The organism is Micromonospora sp. CA-263727, from assembly GCF_050942455.1.
Lineage (GTDB): Bacteria > Actinomycetota > Actinomycetes > Mycobacteriales > Micromonosporaceae > Micromonospora.
On the sequence record NZ_CP192031.1, the window covers coordinates 4,688,181 to 4,706,404 of the forward strand.

Consider the following 18,224-nt stretch of genomic DNA (forward strand, 5'->3'; position numbering starts at 1 on the left):
TCATCCCTCCTGTCCGGTGCTCAGGTCGTAGACGGTGGTCCCGTCGACGGTCTGCGCCGTGAAGTTCTCCGCCACCCAGGCGGCGATCTCCGACGAGGCGGAGCTGCCGCCGTTGGTGCCGCGGAAGCCACCGCCGCCGACGAACCAGTGGATCTTGCCCTCGGCCACGTGCTGCTGGAACTGGGCGAGGGTGGGCGACGGGTCGCTGCCGTTGAAGCCGCCCACCGCCATCACCGGCTCGCCGGTGGCCAGCTGATAGCCGGCGGCGTTGTTGGAGCCCACCGTGGCGGCGATCCAGGTGTAGTCCGCGCTGTCGCGGGTCAGCAGCTCGCGCAGCTCGGCACCGGGCTCGCGGGCGTCGAGCAGCCCGCCCATGCCGCCGCCCCGGTTCCCGCCGGTCGACTGGCCGCCGGGGAGCCCGGAAGCCTGGCCGTCGTCCTGCTGGCCCGACGCCTGACCGCTGCCGGTCCGGCCCGATCCCTGGCCGGCGCCGGTCTGTCCCGACGCCTGGCCGCTGCCGTCCGTGCCACCGGGCTGGCCGCTGCCGCCCGGGAACCCGGGGAAGTTGGGCGGGGCGCCGGACTGGCCGGTCCCGCCGTCGGCGCCGGTGCCCGGCCGACCGCCCATCCGGCCACCGTCACCCGGCCCACCGGCCATCCGGCCACCGCCGCCGAATCCGCCCCGCACCTCGGGGCCGGCCGTGGGGATGGCGCCGGTCTGCGCGGTCGCGGCGGTCTGCACGGAGTACGCCGCCGGCCCGGCCAGCACCGCCGCGCCGGCCAGCACCAGCACCGGCAGGACCGCGAGGCGGGACAGCCGGTGGGTCAGCCAGTGGGCCAGCACCAGGGCGACCGCGGCGACGAGCCCGCCGACCAGCACGGCGGCACGCAGCCACGGCTGCCAGTCCGGGGTACGCCCGAGCAGCGTGGCCGACCACCAGGCGGTGACCGCGACGCCGCCGGCCAGGGTCAGCGTGGCCGCGAGCCGGCGCCAACCCGACGCGGCGCCGCGGGCCCGCCAGAGCAGGGTGACGCCGATGCCGACCAGCGCGGCGACCGCCGGCGCCAGGGCCACCGTGTAGTACTCGTGGAAGATCCCGGACATGTAGCTGAAGATCCCGCCGGTGACCAGCAGCCAGCCGCCCCAGAGCAGCAGCCCGGCCCGGGCCCGGTCGGTACGCGCCGCGCGGCCGGCCAGCACCAGGCCGACGACCAGCAGGATCAACGCGGCCGGCAGCAGCCAGGAGATCTGCCCGCCGACCCGGTCGGTGAACATCCGCAGCAGGCCGGCCTGCCCGGAGAACGGGCCGCCTCCGCCCGGACCGCCGCCACCGCCGACGCTGCCGACCTCGTTGCCGGTGATCCGACCCAGGCCGTTGTAGCCGAGGGTCAGCTCCAGCACGCTGTTGGACTGCGACCCGCCGATGTAGGGGCGGGCGCTGGCGGGCACCAGCTCCACGGCGGCCACCCACCAGCCGGCGGCCACCACGACGGCGAGCCCGGCCAGCAGGACCTGCCGGATCCGGCGGCCCAGCGTGGTCGGCGCGGCGACCAGGTAGACCGCGGCGAAGACCGGCAGCACCAGGAACGCCTGGAGCATCTTGGTCAGGAAGCCGAAACCGACCAGGGCGCCGGCCAGCATCAGCCACCGGGTGCTCGCCGTCTCCAGCGCCCGGACGGTGGCGTACGCGGCGGCGACCAGGAGCAGCACCAGCAGGGCGTCCGGATTGTTGAACCGGAACATCAGCGTGGCGACCGGGGTCACGGCGAGCACCGCCCCGGCGAGCAGGCCGGCGGCCGGGCCGTACCAGCGGCGGACCGTGGCGTACAGCAGGCCGACGGTGGCCACCCCGCACAGCGCCTGCGGCACCAGCAGCGCCCAGCTGTTCAGCCCGAACAGCCGGATGGAGAGCGCCATCAGCCACAGCGAGGCGGGTGTCTTGTCCACGGTGATCGAGTTGGCCGCGTCCGAGGAGCCGAAGAAGAAGGCCGTCCAGCTCTGCGAGCCGGCCTGCGCGGCGGCGGCGTAGTAGGAGTTGGCCCAGCCCGAGGCGCTCAGCCCCCACAGGTAGAGCAGCCCGGTGGCGAGCAGCAGGGCGACCAGGGCCGGGCGGGCCCAGGCCGGGCGTCGTACCGGGGCGTCGGCCGGCGGCGGCGCGGCCACCGGCCGGTCGGGCGCGGGCGGACCGACCCGGGCGGCTGCCGTGGGCGGGTCGCCGGGCGCGTCGGGCGCGGGGCGGGCGGTGAACTCTTCCGGCAGGTCGAGCCGAGCGGTGGACGCCTCCGGCGCGGCGCCGGCGGTGAGCGCAGTGCCGGCGGGGAGCGCGTCGGGCGCGGGCGATCGGATGTCTGTTCTGTCCATGCCGTCCAGCCTGGGTCGGCAAGCTGTTCCGGCTCGGTGGGTCGCCTATGCGTCCGCTGTGGGATTCGGCAGCCGGACCGTGAACACGGTGCGCCCGGGGGCGGTGTCCAGCGAGACGGTGCCGTGGTGGGCCTCCACCACGGCGGCGACGATGGAGAGGCCGAGGCCGGTGCTGCCGTGGGCGCGGGACCGGGAGCTGTCGCCGCGGGCGAACCGCTCGAACACCTCGGGCTGGAGCTCGGGCGGCACGCCGGGACCGTCGTCGGCGACGCTGAGTTCGGCGGCGCCGCCGGCCAGCCGCAGGCTGGTGGTGACGGTGCTCCCCGGCGGGGTGTGTACCCGGGCGTTGGCCAGCAGGTTCGCCAGCACCTGGTGCAGTCGGGCGGGGTCGCCGGAGACCCGGATGACCTCCTCCGGCAGGTCGAGCTGCCAGCGGTGCTCCGGGCCGGCGACGTGCGCGTCGCTGACCGCGTCCACCACCAGCGCGGTGAGGTCGACCGGCTCGACCGCGAGGGGCCGGCCGGAGTCCAGCCGGGCCAGCAGCAGCAGGTCGTCGACGAGGCTGGTCATCCGGGTGCTCTCCGACTCGACCCGGCGCAGGGCGTGCGCCACGTCGGGCGGGACGCGGTCGCGACCCCGGCGCGCCACCTCGGCGTAGCCCCGGATCGCGGCCAGCGGGGTCCGCAGCTCGTGGCTGGCGTCGGCGACGAACTGGCGTACCCGGGTCTCGCTGGCCTGCCGGGCGGCGAGCGCGGCGGCGACGTGCCCGAGCATCCGGTTCAGCGCGGAGCCGACCTGACCGACCTCGGTACGCGGGTCGGTGTCCGCGGCCGGCACCCGTTCGGAGAGCGCCACCTCGCCCCGGTCCAGCCGCAGTTCGCTGACCCGGCCGGCGGTGGCGGCGACCCGGCGCAGCGGGCGCAGCGTGGCCCGGACGATCAGTGCTCCGGCGCTGCCGGCGACGAGCAGCCCGGCGGCGGTGACGCCGGCCTGGGCGGCCACCATCCACCAGACGGTCTCCTGCACCCCGGCCAGCGGGATGCCCAGCACCCGCACCGTCCCGGCGGTGGACGGCCGGGCCACCAGCCGGTAGCTGCCCCGGTCGCCCAGGTCGAGGCTGTGCGGTTGACCGTCGGCGGGCAGCTGGGCCAGCGCGGCCACCTGGTCGACCGGCACCGCCTGCTCCTCCCGGCCGACCAGCGTCCACGCCTCGGTGACCTGCCCGTCGACGACCTGCGCGCTGATCGCGCCGGACGGCAGGCCGCGCGGGACGCGTACGTCGGGCCAGGGCCCGTTGCCCGGCCCCGGGCCCGGCTCCCATGGCGCACCACCTCGCGCCCCGGGTATCGGGGCGAGCTGCTCGTCCACCCGGGAGATCAGAAACTGTCGGAGCGCCACCGTGGTGAGGCCGCCGATGGCCAGGCTGACCACGGCGAGCAGGGCGACCAGGGCGACCACCAGGCGGGTCCGCAGCGACCAGCCGGCCAGCCACCGGCGCACGGTGCTCACTCCGCCGGCTTGAGCAGGTACCCGGCCCCGCGCAGGGTGTGGATCATCGGCTGGCGACCGGCGTCGATCTTCTTGCGCAGGTACGAGATGTACAGCTCGACCACGTTGGCCTGGCCGCCGAAGTCGTAGTTCCACACCCGGTCGAGGATCTGTGCCTTGCTCAGCACCCGCCGGGGGTTGCGCATCAGGTACCGCAACAGCTCGAACTCGGTGGCGGTGAGGGTGACCAGCTGCCCGTCCCGGCGTACCTCGTGGCTGTCCTCGTCCAGGGTGAGACCGCCGACGGTCAGCACCGCCTCCTGCCGGGTGGCGACGGCGAAGCCGGAGCGGCGCAGCAGGGCCCGCAGCCGGGCGATCACCTCTTCCAGGCTGAACGGTTTGGTCACGTAGTCGTCGCCGCCCACGGTCAGCCCGGCGATCCGCTCCTCCACCGCGTCCCGGGCGGTCAGGAAGAGCACCGGCACCGTCGCGTTGTCCTCCCGCAGCCGGCGCAACACCTGGAAGCCGTCCAGGTCGGGCAGCATCACGTCGAGCACCACCGCGTCGGGCTGGAACTGCCGGGCGACGCGTACCGCGGCCATCCCGTCGCCGGCCGTGCGCACCTGCCAGCCCTCGTACCGCAGCGCCATCGACAACAGGTCGGTCAGCGTCGGCTCGTCGTCGACGACCAGCACCCGGACCGGCTCGCCGTCGGGCCGGCGCAGCTCGACGCGGCCCGGCCCGACCTCCCCCTCGGTCATCATGGCCCCCATGATGGGCCGCCGCGCTGGGCCCCGCTTGTGCGGATCCTGTGCGCCAGCTGTGCGGCTGCCCGACCGGTTGGCCGGCGGGTCACTCGGTCACGCCGACCGGGTCGGTGCGGACGAAACGCATGGTCCAGTCGCCGACGCCGTCGCGCCGGTGCCGGGCGTAGAGATGGTCGGCGGCCGGGGTGGGAGCCTCCTCCGGCCGGCGCAGCACCCAGAGCCGCGGCGGGGCGCCGTCCGGACCGGCGGGCAGCGCCCGGACCAGGTCGTTGGCCGGCCCACCGACAAAACGTACGGTCACCTCACTCATCACCGCTCCGCCTCCCGACTGCCCGGCACCTCGGCGTCCCGGCTCGCACGCTAACCCCACCAGCCCCGGCGCGAGGCCGGTTTGCCCCGATCGGCCGCCGGCCGCGGATGGCCGGAGTTTCACCCGATCGGGCTCGGGTAGCCGGGCGGGGAGTGACGGGAGGAACGTGATGCCGAGTTCCTGGCTGAACGAGGTTGCCACCGCGACCGCCGAGGGCGGCCACATCCACACCGACGACGAGGGGCTCTCCACCGCCCTCGCCTCGCCGCTGGCGCCACACTGCACCGGGCTGACCCCGTCGCAGTTGCTCGCCGCCGCCTTCGCCTCCTGCCTGCACCACGCGGCGGTGGAGGCGGCCGGCGGGATCACCGACGAGTCGCACACCGTGCAGGTACGCGCGGAGGCGAAGCTGGGACGCGACGACGACGGCCGGTACCGGGCCGACGTGCGTGCCTCGATCGCGTCGGTCGGCCTGACCCGGCAGCAGCTCGCCGAGCTGGTCGAGCACGCCGACCGGCTGTGGCCGTTCTCCAGCGGGGACGACAGCCGGCACCGGCTCACCGTCACTCCGGCGGAGAATGGCCGGCACTGACCGCCGGTGGCCCGACCGCCCGAACAGCGGTCACCTTCTGATGGACCGACCATCGTCCGTTCGGTGGAGGTCCGGCGGAGCCTGCATCGACGCCGGCAAGATTACCATTTGATCCCGTTCTAGAGCGTCATTTCAGACATAACCGTAACGACGGATAATCGTAGCTCATCCGCTATTCACCCACGCGTGGAGTATCACCCAGTGGATAGTGGCAAATTGTGACGCATGCCACCAACCGACCCGGTGGCAGCGGGCCGAGGTCTTTCTAGCCTCGGCGGGTGCATCCCGACGACCAGATCGACCAGAAGCTGACCCCCCAGCAACCGGCGAGCCGTACGGCCGATGGAGCATCACCCGAACGGAGGGTAGGGCGGCATCGCGCCGCCGTACCCCCACGCCGCGGAGTCCGTGGCCTGCTGGGCTCCACCCCCCTGCGGGTGGCCCTGGCCACCGGCGTGACCTGCTGCCTCGGCGCGGCGGCGGTCGCCGCAGCCGGCGACACCGACGAGGCGCCCACGGCGCAGGTGGCCGAGGCGGTGGCCGACCGCGTGCTGGCGGACGAGGTCGCCTCCCGCTCCCTGGCGCGCAGCGCCAGCCCCAGCCCGACCGCCTCCCCGACCGCCTCCCCGACCGCCAAGCCGTCGGCCAGCCCCACGCCGAAGAAGACGCCCGCCAAGCCGAGCCGGCCCAAGCCGGTCGCCGGGCTCACCCAGGCGCAGATGGACAACGCCAAGGTGATCGTGGACGTCGGCGTCAGGCTCAAGCTGCCGCGCCAGGGCCTGGTCATCGCCGTCGCCACGGCGATGCAGGAGAGCACCCTGCTCAACTACGCCAGCGGCGTGCTGCCCGAGTCGCAGGAATACCCGCACCAGGCCATCGGCTGGGACCACGACTCGGTCGGGCTGTTCCAGCAGCGGCCCAGCAGCGGCTGGGGCACGGTGCGTGACCTGATGCGGCCGGCATACGCGTCCCAGGCGTTCTACGAGGCGCTGCTCGAGGTGCCCGGCTGGCAGGAGATGAGCCTGACCATGGCCGCCCAGGCCGTGCAGATCTCCGCCTACCCCTACGCGTACGCCCAGCACGAGGAGGCCGCCACCACCGTCGTGGCCGCGCTGACCTGATCCTCGGCGGCCCGCCTCTCGGCGGTTCGGCACTCGGCGACGCCCGGAGCGCTCCGGGCCGCCGGGGCGGGCGGTCGCCGGGTCAGGACCGCTTGGGCAGCACGACCACCCGGCCGAAGAACTCGTCGATCCGGTGCACCACGTCGTTGAAGTCGTCCAGGTCGATCGGCTTGGTGACGTAAGCGTTGGCCTGCAACGTGTAGCTGCTGATGATGTCGGTGTCCGCGTTCGAGGTGGTCAGCACGACGATCGGGATGGTCCGCAGGTCGTCGTCGCCCTTGACCTCGCCGAGCACCTGACGCCCGTCCATCCGGGGCATGTTCAGGTCGAGCAGGATCACGTCCGGGCGGTGGGCGTCGGTGTGCCGGCCCTCCCGGCGGAGGAACTCCATCGCCTCCTGGCCGTCACCGACCACGTCGATGACCTTCTCGACGGCCGAGGTCGCCAGGGCTTCCTCGATCATGAGCACATCGCCCGGGTCGTCGTCGACCACCAGGATGCGAACCGGGTCAAGCGTGCGTGCGCCCATCGTTACCTGCCTCAGGTCGGCGAGGACGGGACCTGCCGGTCCCGCGCTGGCGGGAAATCTAGCCGATCCCGGGACGATCGGTAACCGGCGGGTCGTCGGCGGCGTACCCCAGGACATCGGCCAGACCGGTCACCTTGAGCACCCGCTCCACCCGTCCGCTCGCGCCGGTGACCCGCAGCCATCCCCCCTCGGCCGCGGCCCGGTTGTCGCCCCGCACGAAGACGGCGATGCCGGTCGAGTCGCAGAACGTGAGATCGGTCAAATCGACCAGGAGCCGGCGCTCTCCGGCGGCGGCCAGCCGGTCGATGACGGCGTTGAGCTGGGGTGCGCTGCTGACGTCAAGCTCACCGACGAGGCACAGGCGGGTCGGCCCGCCGTCGCGCTCGACGTACGTGACGGTGAAGGTCACCGGATCCCCCCTCCCGCCACCCATGGCCGGATGCTTGCAGTGGGGCAAGTATAGAGCGCCGCACAGCCGGGCGGAGTTTACGCCTCCCGTGGCGAACCACACGGCCCCGCCGACGGCAACACTCCGCAGCCGTCCCGGAGGTAGCCCGCCGCGCGCGGATAGACGTGCAACGCCCGGGCGTAGTGACGCAGCGTGGCCCCCACCGCGGCGGCCGGCACGCCTCGACTGTCCAGAATGGTCACCAGCCCGGCGACGAACTCGGTGAACAGCGAACTGTCGTCGACGTAGAGCGCCGGGCTGGGAGCATGGGGTCATGTCCGCCCAGCTGTTGGCCATCGAGGTCAGCCGGTTCGACGCCGGGCGTGCCGAGCTGCGGCTGACCGGCGACCTGGACTTCGACAGCGCCCCCGACCTCGTCGCCGCCGTGGCCGAGCTGCGCCGCGACGGCTACCAACAGCTGGTCATCGACCTGGCCGGCGTGGGTCTGTGTGACTCCTCCGGGCTGAGCGCGTTCGTGCTGGCGCGCCCGGCGGCGCCGGCCCGATCCGGTTGACCGGCGTCAACCGCATGCTGCGCCAGTTGCTGGACCGCACCGGCCTGGCCGAGCTGCTCGAACTGCCGCCGGCCCTGAAGGACGACGCGCAGGCAGCCGGCTAGCACGGCACCGAACCCGGCGGTTCACTGTGGCTCAGGACGCCGGTACCGCGAATCGCGCGTGACGGGGCGCGGGGGGCTCCGCGTCCTCGGGTGGCCCGGAATCAGGGGTTCTGAACAGATAGCGGACGAACTCCGCGCCCGTCCCGTCGTCCGCGCCCGGCCACTGCCCGGCGCAGTCGACACCGATCACCTCACGGCCGGTGCCGTCGGCCTCCTCCAGCAGCGCCCACAGGCTCACCGGGTAGCAGCGGGTGCTTCCCGCCGCCGCGCCCCCGGTGGGGGTTTCGGCGTCGGCCAGACGCCAGCGGGCGTACCAGCCGGGTCGGGCGGGGACGATCTCGACAATCCGCTTCATCACGACCTGCCCTTCCGCATCTGCCTCGGAAGATCTCCGGTCCGCTCCGATCGTCGGCCACGCCCGGGTGAGCAGCCCTCACCCCGGCCGGATGAAGCCGCGTCGACCGCGTCGAGCACGCCGTCGCCCGGTCGTTTCGCGCTCGGCGGCGACGGGAAGGCCACCGAGGAAGTGAGGGAGCGGCAACCAAGCCAGCGGAAGCGAGGTGTCACCATGCGCAAGCAGATGGAGGGCGACAACCAGCGCCGTCGAGCGTTGGCCCGGCAGGCTCGGGAACGCGGCAGGCAGGCCGGCGACATCGACGCCAGCCTGAGCGCGTCCAAGCAGCTCGCCCATCTCGACCGGGGCAAGCGGGCCGGCCCCGCGCCGGCCGGAAACCGGCACAAACCAAACAGCACGCGCGGCGGACCCGCACCGCCGCCGGCCGGCGTCCCGGAGGCCGCCCGACCCCGGCCACAGCCCGGCGTCGACGCGCCGGGGGTCAGCCCGATGGGTTACCAGGATCTGGTCGACGACGTCGGCCGACGCGCCGGCCTCGACTTCCGCACCGCCAAGGTGGGGGTCGAGTCCACCGTGCTGGTCCTGGCCTGGGCCCTGGAGGCGGCCGAACGCGGGCGGCTGCTGGCGGCGGTGCCCACCTCGTTGCACGACGTGGTGCCGGTCGACGGCATCGAGCGGCGTCAGGACCTGCCCGGATTCCTGTCCGAGGTGGGCCGGATCAGCGGTCGCAGCCCCGAGCAGGCCCGCTACCAGGCCGAGGCCACCCTCGCGGCGCTCGCCGAGCACGACCGTGACCTGGTCGAGTCGCTGCACGTGCCGGACGAGCTGCGGGAGCTGCTGAACCCGCCGGCCGCCGGCGGTGGCGTGGTCGGCGCGAGCAGCGCCACGCCCCCGTTGTCGGACGCGGATCTGCGGGCCGCCCTGGGCGAGCTGCCGTACTGGTCCGGTGACCGCGCGTCGCTGTCCCGGACCGTCGAGCTGCCGCCGGGCAACCTCGACCGGGTGCTGGACCGGCTCGACCAGATCCGTGGCCAGACCGGACGCGGTCCACGGATCGGCCGGGCGGACCCGACGACCGCCGTGCTGACCGTCGCCAGCCGTAACGCCCGTGGGGTGACCGCGCTGGACATCGACCTCGCGCACACCGTCGACGACGCGATCGACGAGGCGGGCGCCGGAATGGCCGGCTGACCGGACGCGGGCCGGTGGGCACGCCCCGCCGGCCCGCAGCGGCCGCGCTGCGCGGGGGCCGGGACGGGGTCAGCGTACGCGGGTCGGCATCTCGGGCGAGGCGCTCTCCAGCGGCACGGCGTTTGCGGGAACCAGTCCGAGCTGGGCGGCCGAGCGGGGTTGTGTCGCGTCGATGAGCCAGTCGGCGCCCACCCGGGCCCGGTTGCCGGGCAGCGCCAGCAGGTGGTAGCCCCGGGTGACCGTCTTGGCCGGCAACCCGGACAGCGGCACCCGGAGCGGGTTCGCCGCCGCCTGCTTGCCGCCCAGGTCGACCACCCAACCGAGGTCGTGGTGCTTGTACGGCCGGCGGCGTCCCTGCCCGTACGACGCGGCGATGTTGTGCGCGGCGAGTTTGCCCTGTCGCTGGGCGTGCTGCGCGGTCATCGTGCATATCTCCCCGGGCCGCGTCAGGTCGGGCACCGCGGCGGCGTCGCCACAGGCGTACACCTCGGGGAAACCCGGAACGTTGAGGTACTCGTCGACGACCAACCGCCCCTTCTCCGTCCGCAGGCCCAGCTCCGCCACGAACGGGTCGGGACGTACCCCGACGCACCAGATCAGCGAGCAGGTCGGCACGTACTCGCCGTCGGTGAGCTTGACCCCCTCGGCGGTGGCGACCGCCACCGAGGTGCCCATCCGGACGTCCACCCCGCGCCGGCGCAGCACCCGGTCGGCGGTGACCGACATCCGGCGATCCAACTCGGGAAGCACCCGGGGGGCGACGTCCAGCAGCATCCACTTCGGGCGGATCTTCAGCCGCGGGCGCTGGGCGACCAACTCGTCGGTGAAGAGCTGCCCGTGGGCGGCCACCTCGGTACCCGTGTAGCCGGCGCCCACCACCACGAAGGTGGCCCGCGCCTGCTGCTCGGCCGGGTCCTCGGCCTGCTCCGCCAGTTCGATCTGGCGGATCACGTGGTCGTGCAGGTAGAGCGCCTCGGGCAGGCCGCGGAAGCCGTGCGCGTACTCGGTCACCCCGGGGATGGGCAGCAGCTTGTTGACGCTGCCGACGGCGAGGACCAACCGGTCGTACGCCAGCCGGTTACGGTCGCCCTCCGGCTGGCTGAAGCCGACCCACCGGTTCTGTAGGTCGACGTGATCGGCCTCGCCGATGACCACCCGTACGCCGTCCAGCGTGCCGTTCAACGGCACCGCGATCCGGCCGGGCTCCACCACTCCGGCGGCCACCTCGGGCAGCAGCGGCAGGTAGAGGAAGTAGTCGGTCGAGTTGAGCAGGACGATCTCGGCCCGGTCGCGGGCCAGCCGGCTGAGCGTCTTCGCCGCGTGGTAACCGGCGAATCCGGCTCCCACGATCACCACACGAGGTTTCGTCATTCCGGCCCGGTTCCCGCCCCGGGGCAGGACAAACGTCAGGACTGGGGCGGCATGGGGACCTGTAGGAAGGTGGCCCCGCGCAGGTCCAGCCACAGCCGGTCGGGGGCGCGGACCAGCCGGAGTATCACCCCGGCGCAGGTCGGGCACCGGGCCACCAGGCCCGGCGCGTGCGAGTAGACCCGTAGCCCCGCCACCGGACTGGTGGTGCCGCAGTGGGCGCACCGGCCGGTGGCGGTGCTCACGTCGACCGCGAACACCTCCCCCAGCGGGCCGTCGAGCATGTTGCCGTCCACGTACGGCAGCGTGGTCATCCGCGGTCTCCTCTCAGCCGGTCGGGCCGAACCGTTCGGTGCGTACCCGCCGCGCCGGGTGGCCCAGCCCGACGAGCAGATCGGAGACGGTCTCCACGAAGCCGGTGGGACCGCAGACGTAGACCAGGGGCGCGAACTCCGGCGGCCAGCCGTGGGTGTTGACGTCGGCGAGGCCGAGCCGGTGCGGCTCGCCCCGCCACCCGTCGGGCGCCTCGCGGGTGTAGACCAACGCCACGTCGAGACCGGCGTCGTCGCGGACCCGCCGGCGCAGCTCGTCGGCGTAGAACACGTCGGCCGGAGCGCGTACGGAGTAGATCAGCCGGAACGGGGCCCGGCTGCCGGCCGCCCGGCGAGCCCGGATCATGGCCATCAGCGGCACCACTCCCGAGCCACCGGCGACCAGCAGCACCGGGTCGTTCTGCTTCGGCCGCCAGACGAACCAGCCACCGACCGGGCCGCGCACCTCGACCGGATCACCCTCCCGGTAGGTCTCGATCAGGAAGGGCGACACCTCACCGTCGGGCACCCGCTGCACGGTCAGCTCGATCCGGTCGCCGTCGGCCGGCGCGGCCAGCGAGTACGACCGGGCCGCCTGGTAGCCGTCGGGCGCGGTGAGCCGGACGTCGACGTGCTGGCCGGGCAGGTGGGCCGGCCAGTCCGGCGCCTCCAGCACCAGGGTCTGCGCGGTCGGCGTCTCGACCCGACGCTCCACCAGCCGGGCCGGCTGCCACCGCATCGGCCCGCTCAATCGCCCTGGTACCGCTGCTCACGCCACGGGTCACCGTAGTCGTGGTAGCCGGCGGTCTCCCAGAAACCGGGGTTGTCCTCGACCATCAGCCGGATGCCGCGCAGCCACTTGGCGGACTTCCAGAAGTAGAGGTGGGGCACCAGGAGGCGGGCCGGCCCGCCGTGTTCGGCGGGCAGTTCGTCGCCGTCGTAGGTGTGCACCAGCCAGGCCCGTCCGTCCCGCAGGTCGTCCAGCGGCAGGTTGGTGCTGTAGTCGCCGTAGGAGTGGGCCAGGGCGTAGTCGGCCGCGGTGTCGATGCCGTCGAGCAGCGTGTCCAGGGAGACGCCCTGCCAGCTGGTGCCGAGCTTCGACCAGCGGGTGACGCAGTGGATGTCGACGGTCGGGGCCTCCTGCGGCAGCGCCATCATCTCGTCCCAGCTCCACCGGTACTCCATGCCGGTCTCGGTGGAGATGACGAACTCCCACGTCTCGCGCGGCACCTTCGGCGTGGGGCCGGCGGAGAGCACGGGGAAGTCCGGTGTCAGGTACTGCCCGGGAGGTAGGTCCGGCGCCCCGGAACGGGGCCGGCCCTGGAAACCCGGCGTGACGATGCCCACCGCTAAGTCGTACCACCTCCGGCGACCCCGCCGGGGCCATTCGATGGCTGGTCCGAGCGGGTGGGCGGGCGCTGCCCTCACTGTCGTTCGGTGACGACCTCTTTCGCGCCGGGCACCATGTTGCGGGTGGCGCGCAGACTGGTGATGGTGACGACAGTCAGCACGCCGACGATGACCAGGAGGGAGGCCACGGTGGGGATCTCCGGCACGCCGGCCCAGATGCCGTGCGCCCAGTGCAGGCCGAGCTTGACCCCGATGAAGGCCAGGATGACGGCCAGGCCGTAGCTGAGGTGGACCAACCGGCTCAGCGCCGCGTGCAGCACGAAGTAGAGCGCCCGCAGGCCCAGCAGGGCGAAGGCGTTGGTGGCGAAGACGAGGTACGGATCCTCGGTGATGCCGAAGACGGCCGGTACCGAGTCGATGGCGAAGACCACGTCGGTGGCGAGCACCGCCACCACCACCAGGGCGAGCGGGGTGAGCGCCCGCCGGCCGGCGACCCGGACGGTCATCTTCGTGCCGTGGTACTCGTTGACCACCGGCATGACGCGACGCAGCAGGCGCACCGAGCGCATGGTGCTGATGTCCACCGTCTGCTCGTGCCCGGTGATGGCGTCCCGCAGCAGCTTGGCCGCGGTGAAGAGGAGGATCAGCGCGAAGATCAGGAAAGCGAAGTCGAGGGTCTGCAACGCCGCGTGGCCCAGCGCGATGAAGACGCCACGCAACACCAGCGCGCCGGTGATGCCGAACAGCAGCACCCGCTGGGCCAGCACGCTCGGCACCGCGAAGGCGGCCAGCAGCAGCATGAAGACGAAGAGGTTGTCGACCGACAGGGACTTCTCGACCAGGTAACCGGCGAGGAAGTCCAGGCCCCGGCCCGATCCGAACTCGAACCAGATCCAGGCGCCGAAGAGCAGCGGCAGGGCTATGTAGAAGGCCGACCAGCCCAACGCCTCCCGCAGCGACACCTCGTGCGGGCGTCGGGTGACCAGGAAGTCGAGGACCAGCAGGGTGAGCACCCCGGCGAGGGTGACCGCCCAGAGCGTTGGCGTACCCACCGACTGCACACCGGCCGCAACTGACAAATCGGACATGAAGTCCTCCTCGAACACCGTGTCATGTTCGAGGTCTCCTTCACCCACGTTTCGTGGGCAACCACCCGAGGCGCACTCCGGGCGCGCCGTACTGACCGGTATGGTTCGTGGGAAGTACTCCCCTCGTGCTGACAAGGTTAGGCCAGCCGGATTCGGCCCGCCAGGCGGGGCACATCACAGACACTCTCTTACCGACGCCGACGCGAGCGCCTATCGTCATCTGGGTGACCGCAGACCTGCCGGCCGGCCCGCTGGCCGGCGTACGCGTGATCGAGCTGGCCGGGATCGGGCCGGCTCCGTTCGCCGCGATGATGCTGGCCGACCTCGGTGCGGACGTGATCCGGGTGGACCGGGCCACCGACGTGGACGCCTCGGCCTTCGGCACCCCGCATCCGGACCTGCTCAACCGGGGCCGCCGCTCGATCGGGGTGGACCTGAAGTCGGCCGGCGGCCGGGAGGTGGTGCTGGCCCTGGTCGACGGCGCGGACGCGCTGATCGAGGGCTTCCGGCCCGGGGTGACCGAGCGGCTCGGCGTGGGCCCGGCCGACTGCCACGCGGTGAACCCGCGGCTGGTCTACGGCCGGATGACCGGCTGGGGGCAGGACGGCCCGAGCGCGCCGTACGCCGGGCACGACATCGACTACCTGGCCCTGACCGGGGCGCTGCACGGCATCGGGCGGGCCGGACAGCCGCCGGTGCCGCCGATGAACCTGCTCGGCGACTTCGGCGGCGGCGGGATGATGCTGGCCCTGGGCGTCGTCTCCGCGCTGTACGCGGTCGGCGGCGGGGCGGCCGGCCAGGTGGTCGACGCGGCCATCGTGGACGGGGTCGCGGTGCTCAGCACGCAGATCCACGCGTTGCGGCGGCTCGGCATGTGGCAGGAGCCACGCGGGGTGAACCTGCTCGACGGCGGCGCGCCGTTCTACGACACGTACGAGTGCGCCGACGGGAGGTACGTCGCGGTCGGCGCGCTGGAGCCACGCTTCTACGACGAGTTGGTGCGGCGCACCGGTTTCCCGCTGCCGCCGGACGACGCGCCGGATCGCACCGACCCGGCGAACTGGCCGGCGCTACGCACCGCTTGGGCGCGGCTGTTCCGGACCCGCTCGCGGGACGAGTGGGCGGCCCTGCTCACCGCCTCCGACGCCTGTGTGGCACCGGTGCTGGAGTGGCGGGAGGCGCCGGAGCATCCGCACCTGGCCATGCGGGACACCTTCGTGGTCCGGGACGGGGTGATCCAGCCGGCGCCGGCACCCCGGTTCTCCGGCACCCCCACGTCGGTACGCCGGCCGCCACCATGGCCCGGTGAGCACACCGACGAGGTGCTCGCCGAGGCCGGCTACCGCCCGGACCAGGTGATCGACCTGCGGGCCGCCGCCGCGGTCGGCTGAGCCTCGACTCAGCGGGCCGGTGTCGCGCCGGCTCACCCGCGGCCCAGGGGCCCGGGCTCACCGCCGGCGCAGGGTCGCGCCGGGCGCCAGGGCCGGCTCGACCATGTCGCGGTAGTCGCGGGGCAGCTGGACGATCAGTTCGTCGAACTCCCCACCGGTGACCGCCTCGCGCAGAGTGGTGAAGACCGCGCGGATCGCGTCCTGGGCGGCCGGCTCCTCGACGCCGGCGCGGACGGCCACCCGGGCGACGAACTCGGCCGCGCCGAAGCGCTCCGCCGCCTCGATGTCGGGCGTCGGTCGCAGCGGCAGGCGTAACGGCGCGGGTAGCTGGACGGCCAGGTCCAGCGCCTCGCCGCCGGTCAGCCGTTCGGCGAGCGTCGCCAACGTCGCCCAGGTCAGTTCCGTTGCCCGCGGCGACGATGTGCTGGTCCGCTGGGCGACCTGGTCGACGAACGTGTCGTAGTTCATCCGGCACCCCCTCCCACCGGCGGTTACCCGCCCGACCCGGGCGGAAACGGCGGCGGGATTTCCGGTGCCGCCGCGCGTGGGCGGCGCTCGGCCGGGTAACCGCGCCCGGTCGTGGCCGGATCGAAGCCGGGAGGAGCCGACACCATGGCGAGTTACGCCGATGTCCTGCACTACCTGTCCAGCCTGGACTACCCGGCCGGGAAGGACGATGTGGTACGCGAGGCCGAACGCGAGGGAGCCCCGCCGGAGGTGCTGCGCGCACTGCGTGCGCTGCCGCCGGTCGACTACGCCAACCGCACCGAGGTGGCCCGTTCGGCCGCCATCGACGCGGCGCCCGAAGTCAACGACGCGCAACGTGGCGCGGCGGGCCGCGACAAGCGGCACCGACGGGTGTCCCAGCACCTGCGTGGCATCTGAGCCCGCCGTGGCCGCCGCGGTTTCCCGACAGTCTCTGGACCCACAGGTGGGCGCCCCGGTCGCGAACCGCGACCGGGGACGCCCCTGGGTAACCACCTGCCCTGGCGGCGCGGCGCCCGACATCGGGTCGTGACCACCAGGCGGCCGGCAGCCGCCCGAACCGGGCGACTGCTGTTACCGCGATCATTCTACGACACACCATCAGCCGAACGGTCAGGTGACCCCGACCAAAGGTGCCTATCCGGCCAGTTCCGCATACCTCCGCTCCAGGTCTATCCGGGCGAGCGCGCCGACCAGCCAGGCGAGTCGTTCCGACTCACCACCGCCGGCCAGCCCGGCCAGTTCCTCGGCGGAGCGCCCCAGCCCGAGCCGGCGGGCCGCGGCCAGCGCCCGCCGGTCGGCCACCGGGGCCACCTCCCGCCACAGCGCCTGCACCTCCCGCAGGAACAGGTCCACGACCTGGGCATCCACCCCGGGCAGCGCGGTGAGCAGCGCCCGCTCGCGGGCCGGGTCGTGGTGCGCCGCCGACCGCAGCTGGCGCAGGTCGCCGCGGTACCGCTCGACCACGGTGCGGGCAAGGTCGCCGAGCAGGTCGGCCAGGGCGTCGACGTCGCCGCGCTGGCCGCTGTCGCGCAGCACCTGGATCCGGTCGGCGTGCAACGAGCGGGCCAGCCGGGCCGCGCTGTCCCAGCCGGCGTCGGGCAGGGCGTGCGCGCTGTCCAGGGCCTTCCGGAAGTCACCCCGGCGGGCGAGCAGGACCGCGAGGCAGAGCAGCTGGAACAGGCTGGACGGGTTGTTGGTGACCCGGAAGCCGTACTGCTCGGCGAACCCCCGGCCGCTGCCGGCGAGCCGGCGCACCAGACGCTTCTTGTCCTCGATGGTGGAGACCGCAGTGGTGGACATGCCGGCTACTACCCGCGCCCGGGCCGGCCACGCCTGCGGTCCGGCCCGGAAACCAGGTCGGCCCGGCGAAACACCCACCGGCCCGCGAGACCACCGGTCAGTCCCGGAAGCCGCCGGACCGCTCGCGGGCTTTGAGCCGGGTCGTGGGCAGCGCGGGGGCGGGCAGCGGCGGATCCGGGTCGGCGGCCACGACGCCGAACCGCCGCCCGGCCATCCAGTCCTCCCGGGCGGCCACGATCTCCTCGTGGCTGCGGCCGACGAAGTTCCACCACATCACCAGCGGTTCCTCGAACGGGGCACCGCCGAGCAGCATCAGCCGGGTGCCGGGCTCGCCGCGCACGGTGAACCCGGCCCGGCCGGTGCCGAGCCAGAGCAGCGCCCCGGGCGCGAGCGGCACGCCGTCGACCTCGGCCGCGCCGTCCAGGGCGAGCAGCGCGTACTCGAAGTCGGGCCGCAGCGGCAGGCCGGCCGGCGTCACGCCGGTCAGCTCCAGCTGCGCGCCGAGCAACGGGCTGTGGACCCGGGCCGGCGAGCGCTCGCCACCGAACTCCCCGACCAGCAGGGTGACGTCCAGGTCGCCGTCGCGCCAGCGGGGCAGCTCGGCATGGTGGGCGAAGTCGGCCGCGCCGGACCGCGCCGGATCCGGCAACGCCACCCAGAGTTGCAGGCCGTGCATCAGCGGCGGATGCTCGGCCGGGGACCGCTCGGAGTGCGCGATGCCGTGGCCGGAGGTCATCACGTTGAGCTGGCCCGGCCGGATCGGCTGGACGCTGCCCAGGCTGTCGCGGTGCAGGATCTCGCCGTCGAGCAGCCAGGTGACGGTCTGTAGGCCGGTGTGTGGATGCGGCGGCACCTCCATGCCCGGCCGCTGGGCCACGTCGTCGGGACCGAAGTGGTCGACGAAGCACCAGGCGCCGACCATCCGCCGGGTGCGTTGCGGCAGCAGCCGACGCACCGTGGTGTAGCGGCCCAGCGGCACGTCGTGGCCGGGCAGCAGCACGCTGCCGGGATCGGCGGTCGCCACCCCCGGCGGTCGGGTCTGCGCGGGCATCGACTCGGTACGGTCCACGGGCCGACTGTACGCCCCGAACCGCCGCCCACCCGGCCGCTGCGCCGACGCCCACCGGTGGTCCGTGCCGTGGCCGGCG

General features: G+C 73.7%; 21 protein-coding genes. 6 read left to right on the forward strand and 15 right to left on the reverse strand.

The window, feature by feature from the left end:
• The 4 genes from ACQPYA_RS20395 to ACQPYA_RS20410 form a co-directional block, all read right to left on the reverse strand.
• Positions 1-2,361 carry a glycosyltransferase family 39 protein gene (locus ACQPYA_RS20395; protein ID WP_433528696.1) on the reverse strand — a complete coding sequence of 787 codons (2,361 nt, stop codon included), beginning with the start codon at positions 2,359-2,361 and terminating at the stop codon, positions 1-3.
• 45 nt (positions 2,362-2,406) lie between these two features.
• Positions 2,407-3,849 carry a HAMP domain-containing sensor histidine kinase gene (locus ACQPYA_RS20400; RefSeq protein WP_433533547.1) on the reverse strand — a complete coding sequence of 481 codons (1,443 nt, stop codon included), beginning with the start codon at positions 3,847-3,849 and terminating at the stop codon, positions 2,407-2,409.
• Between the two features lie 17 nt (positions 3,850-3,866).
• Positions 3,867-4,613, reverse strand: coding sequence for a response regulator transcription factor (locus ACQPYA_RS20405; protein WP_433528697.1), 747 nt, complete (start codon positions 4,611-4,613; stop codon positions 3,867-3,869).
• Positions 4,614-4,701: 88 nt separating this feature from the next.
• Positions 4,702-4,926 (reverse strand): hypothetical protein, encoded by a 225-nt coding sequence (locus tag ACQPYA_RS20410; protein ID WP_433528698.1) that lies wholly within the window; start codon positions 4,924-4,926, stop codon positions 4,702-4,704.
• Between the two features lie 169 nt (positions 4,927-5,095).
• On the opposite strand from ACQPYA_RS20410, the gene ACQPYA_RS20415 reads away from it, so the two are divergent.
• Both ACQPYA_RS20415 and ACQPYA_RS20420 read left to right on the forward strand, forming a co-directional pair.
• Positions 5,096-5,518 (forward strand): OsmC family protein, encoded by a 423-nt coding sequence (locus ACQPYA_RS20415; protein WP_433528699.1) that lies wholly within the window; start codon positions 5,096-5,098, stop codon positions 5,516-5,518.
• Between the two features lie 278 nt (positions 5,519-5,796).
• Positions 5,797-6,639 (forward strand): hypothetical protein, encoded by an 843-nt coding sequence (locus ACQPYA_RS20420; protein ID WP_433528700.1) that lies wholly within the window; start codon positions 5,797-5,799, stop codon positions 6,637-6,639.
• An 82-nt stretch (positions 6,640-6,721) separates the two neighbouring features.
• Here ACQPYA_RS20420 and ACQPYA_RS20425 read toward each other — a convergent pair whose 3' ends face one another.
• Positions 6,722-7,168: a response regulator gene (locus tag ACQPYA_RS20425; RefSeq protein WP_433528701.1), complete on the reverse strand. Its 447-nt coding sequence runs from the start codon at positions 7,166-7,168 to the stop codon at positions 6,722-6,724.
• Between the two features lie 58 nt (positions 7,169-7,226).
• Positions 7,227-7,577 carry an STAS domain-containing protein gene (locus ACQPYA_RS20430; RefSeq protein ID WP_433528702.1) on the reverse strand — a complete coding sequence of 117 codons (351 nt, stop codon included), beginning with the start codon at positions 7,575-7,577 and terminating at the stop codon, positions 7,227-7,229.
• 313 nt (positions 7,578-7,890) lie between these two features.
• Between ACQPYA_RS20430 and ACQPYA_RS20435 the strand changes: the two genes are divergently transcribed.
• The gene (locus ACQPYA_RS20435) at positions 7,891-8,130 is read left to right on the forward strand and encodes an STAS domain-containing protein (protein ID WP_433528703.1); all 240 of its coding nucleotides are present in this window, start codon (positions 7,891-7,893) and stop codon (positions 8,128-8,130) included.
• A gap of 135 nt (positions 8,131-8,265) precedes the next feature.
• Here ACQPYA_RS20435 and ACQPYA_RS20440 read toward each other — a convergent pair whose 3' ends face one another.
• Positions 8,266-8,589, reverse strand: a complete 324-nt coding sequence (locus tag ACQPYA_RS20440; protein ID WP_433528704.1) for a hypothetical protein — start codon at positions 8,587-8,589, stop codon at positions 8,266-8,268.
• 213 nt (positions 8,590-8,802) lie between these two features.
• On the opposite strand from ACQPYA_RS20440, the gene ACQPYA_RS20445 reads away from it, so the two are divergent.
• Positions 8,803-9,780, forward strand: a complete 978-nt coding sequence (locus tag ACQPYA_RS20445; RefSeq protein ID WP_433528705.1) for a 4a-hydroxytetrahydrobiopterin dehydratase — start codon at positions 8,803-8,805, stop codon at positions 9,778-9,780.
• A 69-nt stretch (positions 9,781-9,849) separates the two neighbouring features.
• On the opposite strand, the gene ACQPYA_RS20450 is transcribed toward ACQPYA_RS20445, so the two are convergent.
• The 5 genes from ACQPYA_RS20450 to ACQPYA_RS20470 form a co-directional block, all read right to left on the reverse strand.
• Entirely contained in the window at positions 9,850-11,151 is a 1,302-nt protein-coding gene (locus ACQPYA_RS20450; RefSeq protein ID WP_433528706.1) for an NAD(P)/FAD-dependent oxidoreductase, read from the reverse strand.
• 35 nt (positions 11,152-11,186) lie between these two features.
• Entirely contained in the window at positions 11,187-11,462 is a 276-nt protein-coding gene (locus ACQPYA_RS20455; RefSeq protein WP_433528707.1) for a DUF6510 family protein, read from the reverse strand.
• Positions 11,463-11,475: 13 nt separating this feature from the next.
• Complete coding sequence (locus tag ACQPYA_RS20460; protein ID WP_433528708.1) at positions 11,476-12,198, reverse strand: ferredoxin reductase; 723 nt, start codon at positions 12,196-12,198, stop codon at positions 11,476-11,478.
• An 8-nt stretch (positions 12,199-12,206) separates the two neighbouring features.
• A complete protein-coding gene (locus ACQPYA_RS20465; RefSeq protein WP_433528709.1) occupies positions 12,207-12,806 on the reverse strand; it encodes a sulfite oxidase-like oxidoreductase in 600 nt (199 codons plus the stop codon).
• A gap of 77 nt (positions 12,807-12,883) precedes the next feature.
• On the reverse strand, positions 12,884-13,897 hold the full coding sequence (locus ACQPYA_RS20470) for a TerC/Alx family metal homeostasis membrane protein (protein ID WP_433528710.1): 1,014 nt from the start codon (positions 13,895-13,897) through the stop codon (positions 12,884-12,886).
• Between the two features lie 224 nt (positions 13,898-14,121).
• On the opposite strand from ACQPYA_RS20470, the gene ACQPYA_RS20475 reads away from it, so the two are divergent.
• Positions 14,122-15,288, forward strand: a complete 1,167-nt coding sequence (locus tag ACQPYA_RS20475; protein ID WP_433528711.1) for a CaiB/BaiF CoA transferase family protein — start codon at positions 14,122-14,124, stop codon at positions 15,286-15,288.
• Positions 15,289-15,345: 57 nt separating this feature from the next.
• Here ACQPYA_RS20475 and ACQPYA_RS20480 read toward each other — a convergent pair whose 3' ends face one another.
• Complete coding sequence (locus ACQPYA_RS20480; RefSeq protein WP_433528712.1) at positions 15,346-15,756, reverse strand: DUF2267 domain-containing protein; 411 nt, start codon at positions 15,754-15,756, stop codon at positions 15,346-15,348.
• A 144-nt stretch (positions 15,757-15,900) separates the two neighbouring features.
• On the opposite strand from ACQPYA_RS20480, the gene ACQPYA_RS20485 reads away from it, so the two are divergent.
• Positions 15,901-16,173: a DUF2795 domain-containing protein gene (locus tag ACQPYA_RS20485; protein WP_433528713.1), complete on the forward strand. Its 273-nt coding sequence runs from the start codon at positions 15,901-15,903 to the stop codon at positions 16,171-16,173.
• 237 nt (positions 16,174-16,410) lie between these two features.
• Here the strand turns inward: ACQPYA_RS20485 and ACQPYA_RS20490 are convergent, their stop codons facing one another.
• Together ACQPYA_RS20490 and ACQPYA_RS20495 are read right to left on the reverse strand one after the other, a co-directional pair.
• Positions 16,411-17,076, reverse strand: coding sequence for a hypothetical protein (locus ACQPYA_RS20490; RefSeq protein WP_433528714.1), 666 nt, complete (start codon positions 17,074-17,076; stop codon positions 16,411-16,413).
• Between the two features lie 97 nt (positions 17,077-17,173).
• Positions 17,174-18,145: a pirin family protein gene (locus ACQPYA_RS20495; protein WP_433528715.1), complete on the reverse strand. Its 972-nt coding sequence runs from the start codon at positions 18,143-18,145 to the stop codon at positions 17,174-17,176.
• Positions 18,146-18,224: the final 79 nt, after the last annotated feature.

Bases quoted from the DNA above. Each gene is read 5' to 3' on its own strand.
- ACQPYA_RS20395 (WP_433528696.1), bottom strand. From the start codon at position 2,361: ATGGACAGAACAGACATCCGATCGCCCGCGCCCGACGCGCTCCCCGCC.
- ACQPYA_RS20405 (WP_433528697.1), bottom strand. From the start codon at position 4,613: ATGATGACCGAGGGGGAGGTCGGGCCGGGCCGCGTCGAGCTGCGCCGG.
- ACQPYA_RS20410 (WP_433528698.1), bottom strand. From the start codon at position 4,926: ATGAGTGAGGTGACCGTACGTTTTGTCGGTGGGCCGGCCAACGACCTG.
- ACQPYA_RS20415 (WP_433528699.1), top strand. From the start codon at position 5,096: ATGCCGAGTTCCTGGCTGAACGAGGTTGCCACCGCGACCGCCGAGGGC.
- ACQPYA_RS20425 (WP_433528701.1), bottom strand. From the start codon at position 7,168: ATGGGCGCACGCACGCTTGACCCGGTTCGCATCCTGGTGGTCGACGAC.
- ACQPYA_RS20435 (WP_433528703.1), top strand. From the start codon at position 7,891: ATGTCCGCCCAGCTGTTGGCCATCGAGGTCAGCCGGTTCGACGCCGGG.
- ACQPYA_RS20440 (WP_433528704.1), bottom strand. From the start codon at position 8,589: ATGAAGCGGATTGTCGAGATCGTCCCCGCCCGACCCGGCTGGTACGCC.
- ACQPYA_RS20445 (WP_433528705.1), top strand. From the start codon at position 8,803: ATGCGCAAGCAGATGGAGGGCGACAACCAGCGCCGTCGAGCGTTGGCC.
- ACQPYA_RS20450 (WP_433528706.1), bottom strand. From the start codon at position 11,151: ATGACGAAACCTCGTGTGGTGATCGTGGGAGCCGGATTCGCCGGTTAC.
- ACQPYA_RS20455 (WP_433528707.1), bottom strand. From the start codon at position 11,462: ATGACCACGCTGCCGTACGTGGACGGCAACATGCTCGACGGCCCGCTG.
- ACQPYA_RS20460 (WP_433528708.1), bottom strand. From the start codon at position 12,198: ATGCGGTGGCAGCCGGCCCGGCTGGTGGAGCGTCGGGTCGAGACGCCG.
- ACQPYA_RS20470 (WP_433528710.1), bottom strand. From the start codon at position 13,897: ATGTCCGATTTGTCAGTTGCGGCCGGTGTGCAGTCGGTGGGTACGCCA.
- ACQPYA_RS20480 (WP_433528712.1), bottom strand. From the start codon at position 15,756: ATGAACTACGACACGTTCGTCGACCAGGTCGCCCAGCGGACCAGCACA.
- ACQPYA_RS20485 (WP_433528713.1), top strand. From the start codon at position 15,901: ATGGCGAGTTACGCCGATGTCCTGCACTACCTGTCCAGCCTGGACTAC.
- ACQPYA_RS20490 (WP_433528714.1), bottom strand. From the start codon at position 17,076: ATGTCCACCACTGCGGTCTCCACCATCGAGGACAAGAAGCGTCTGGTG.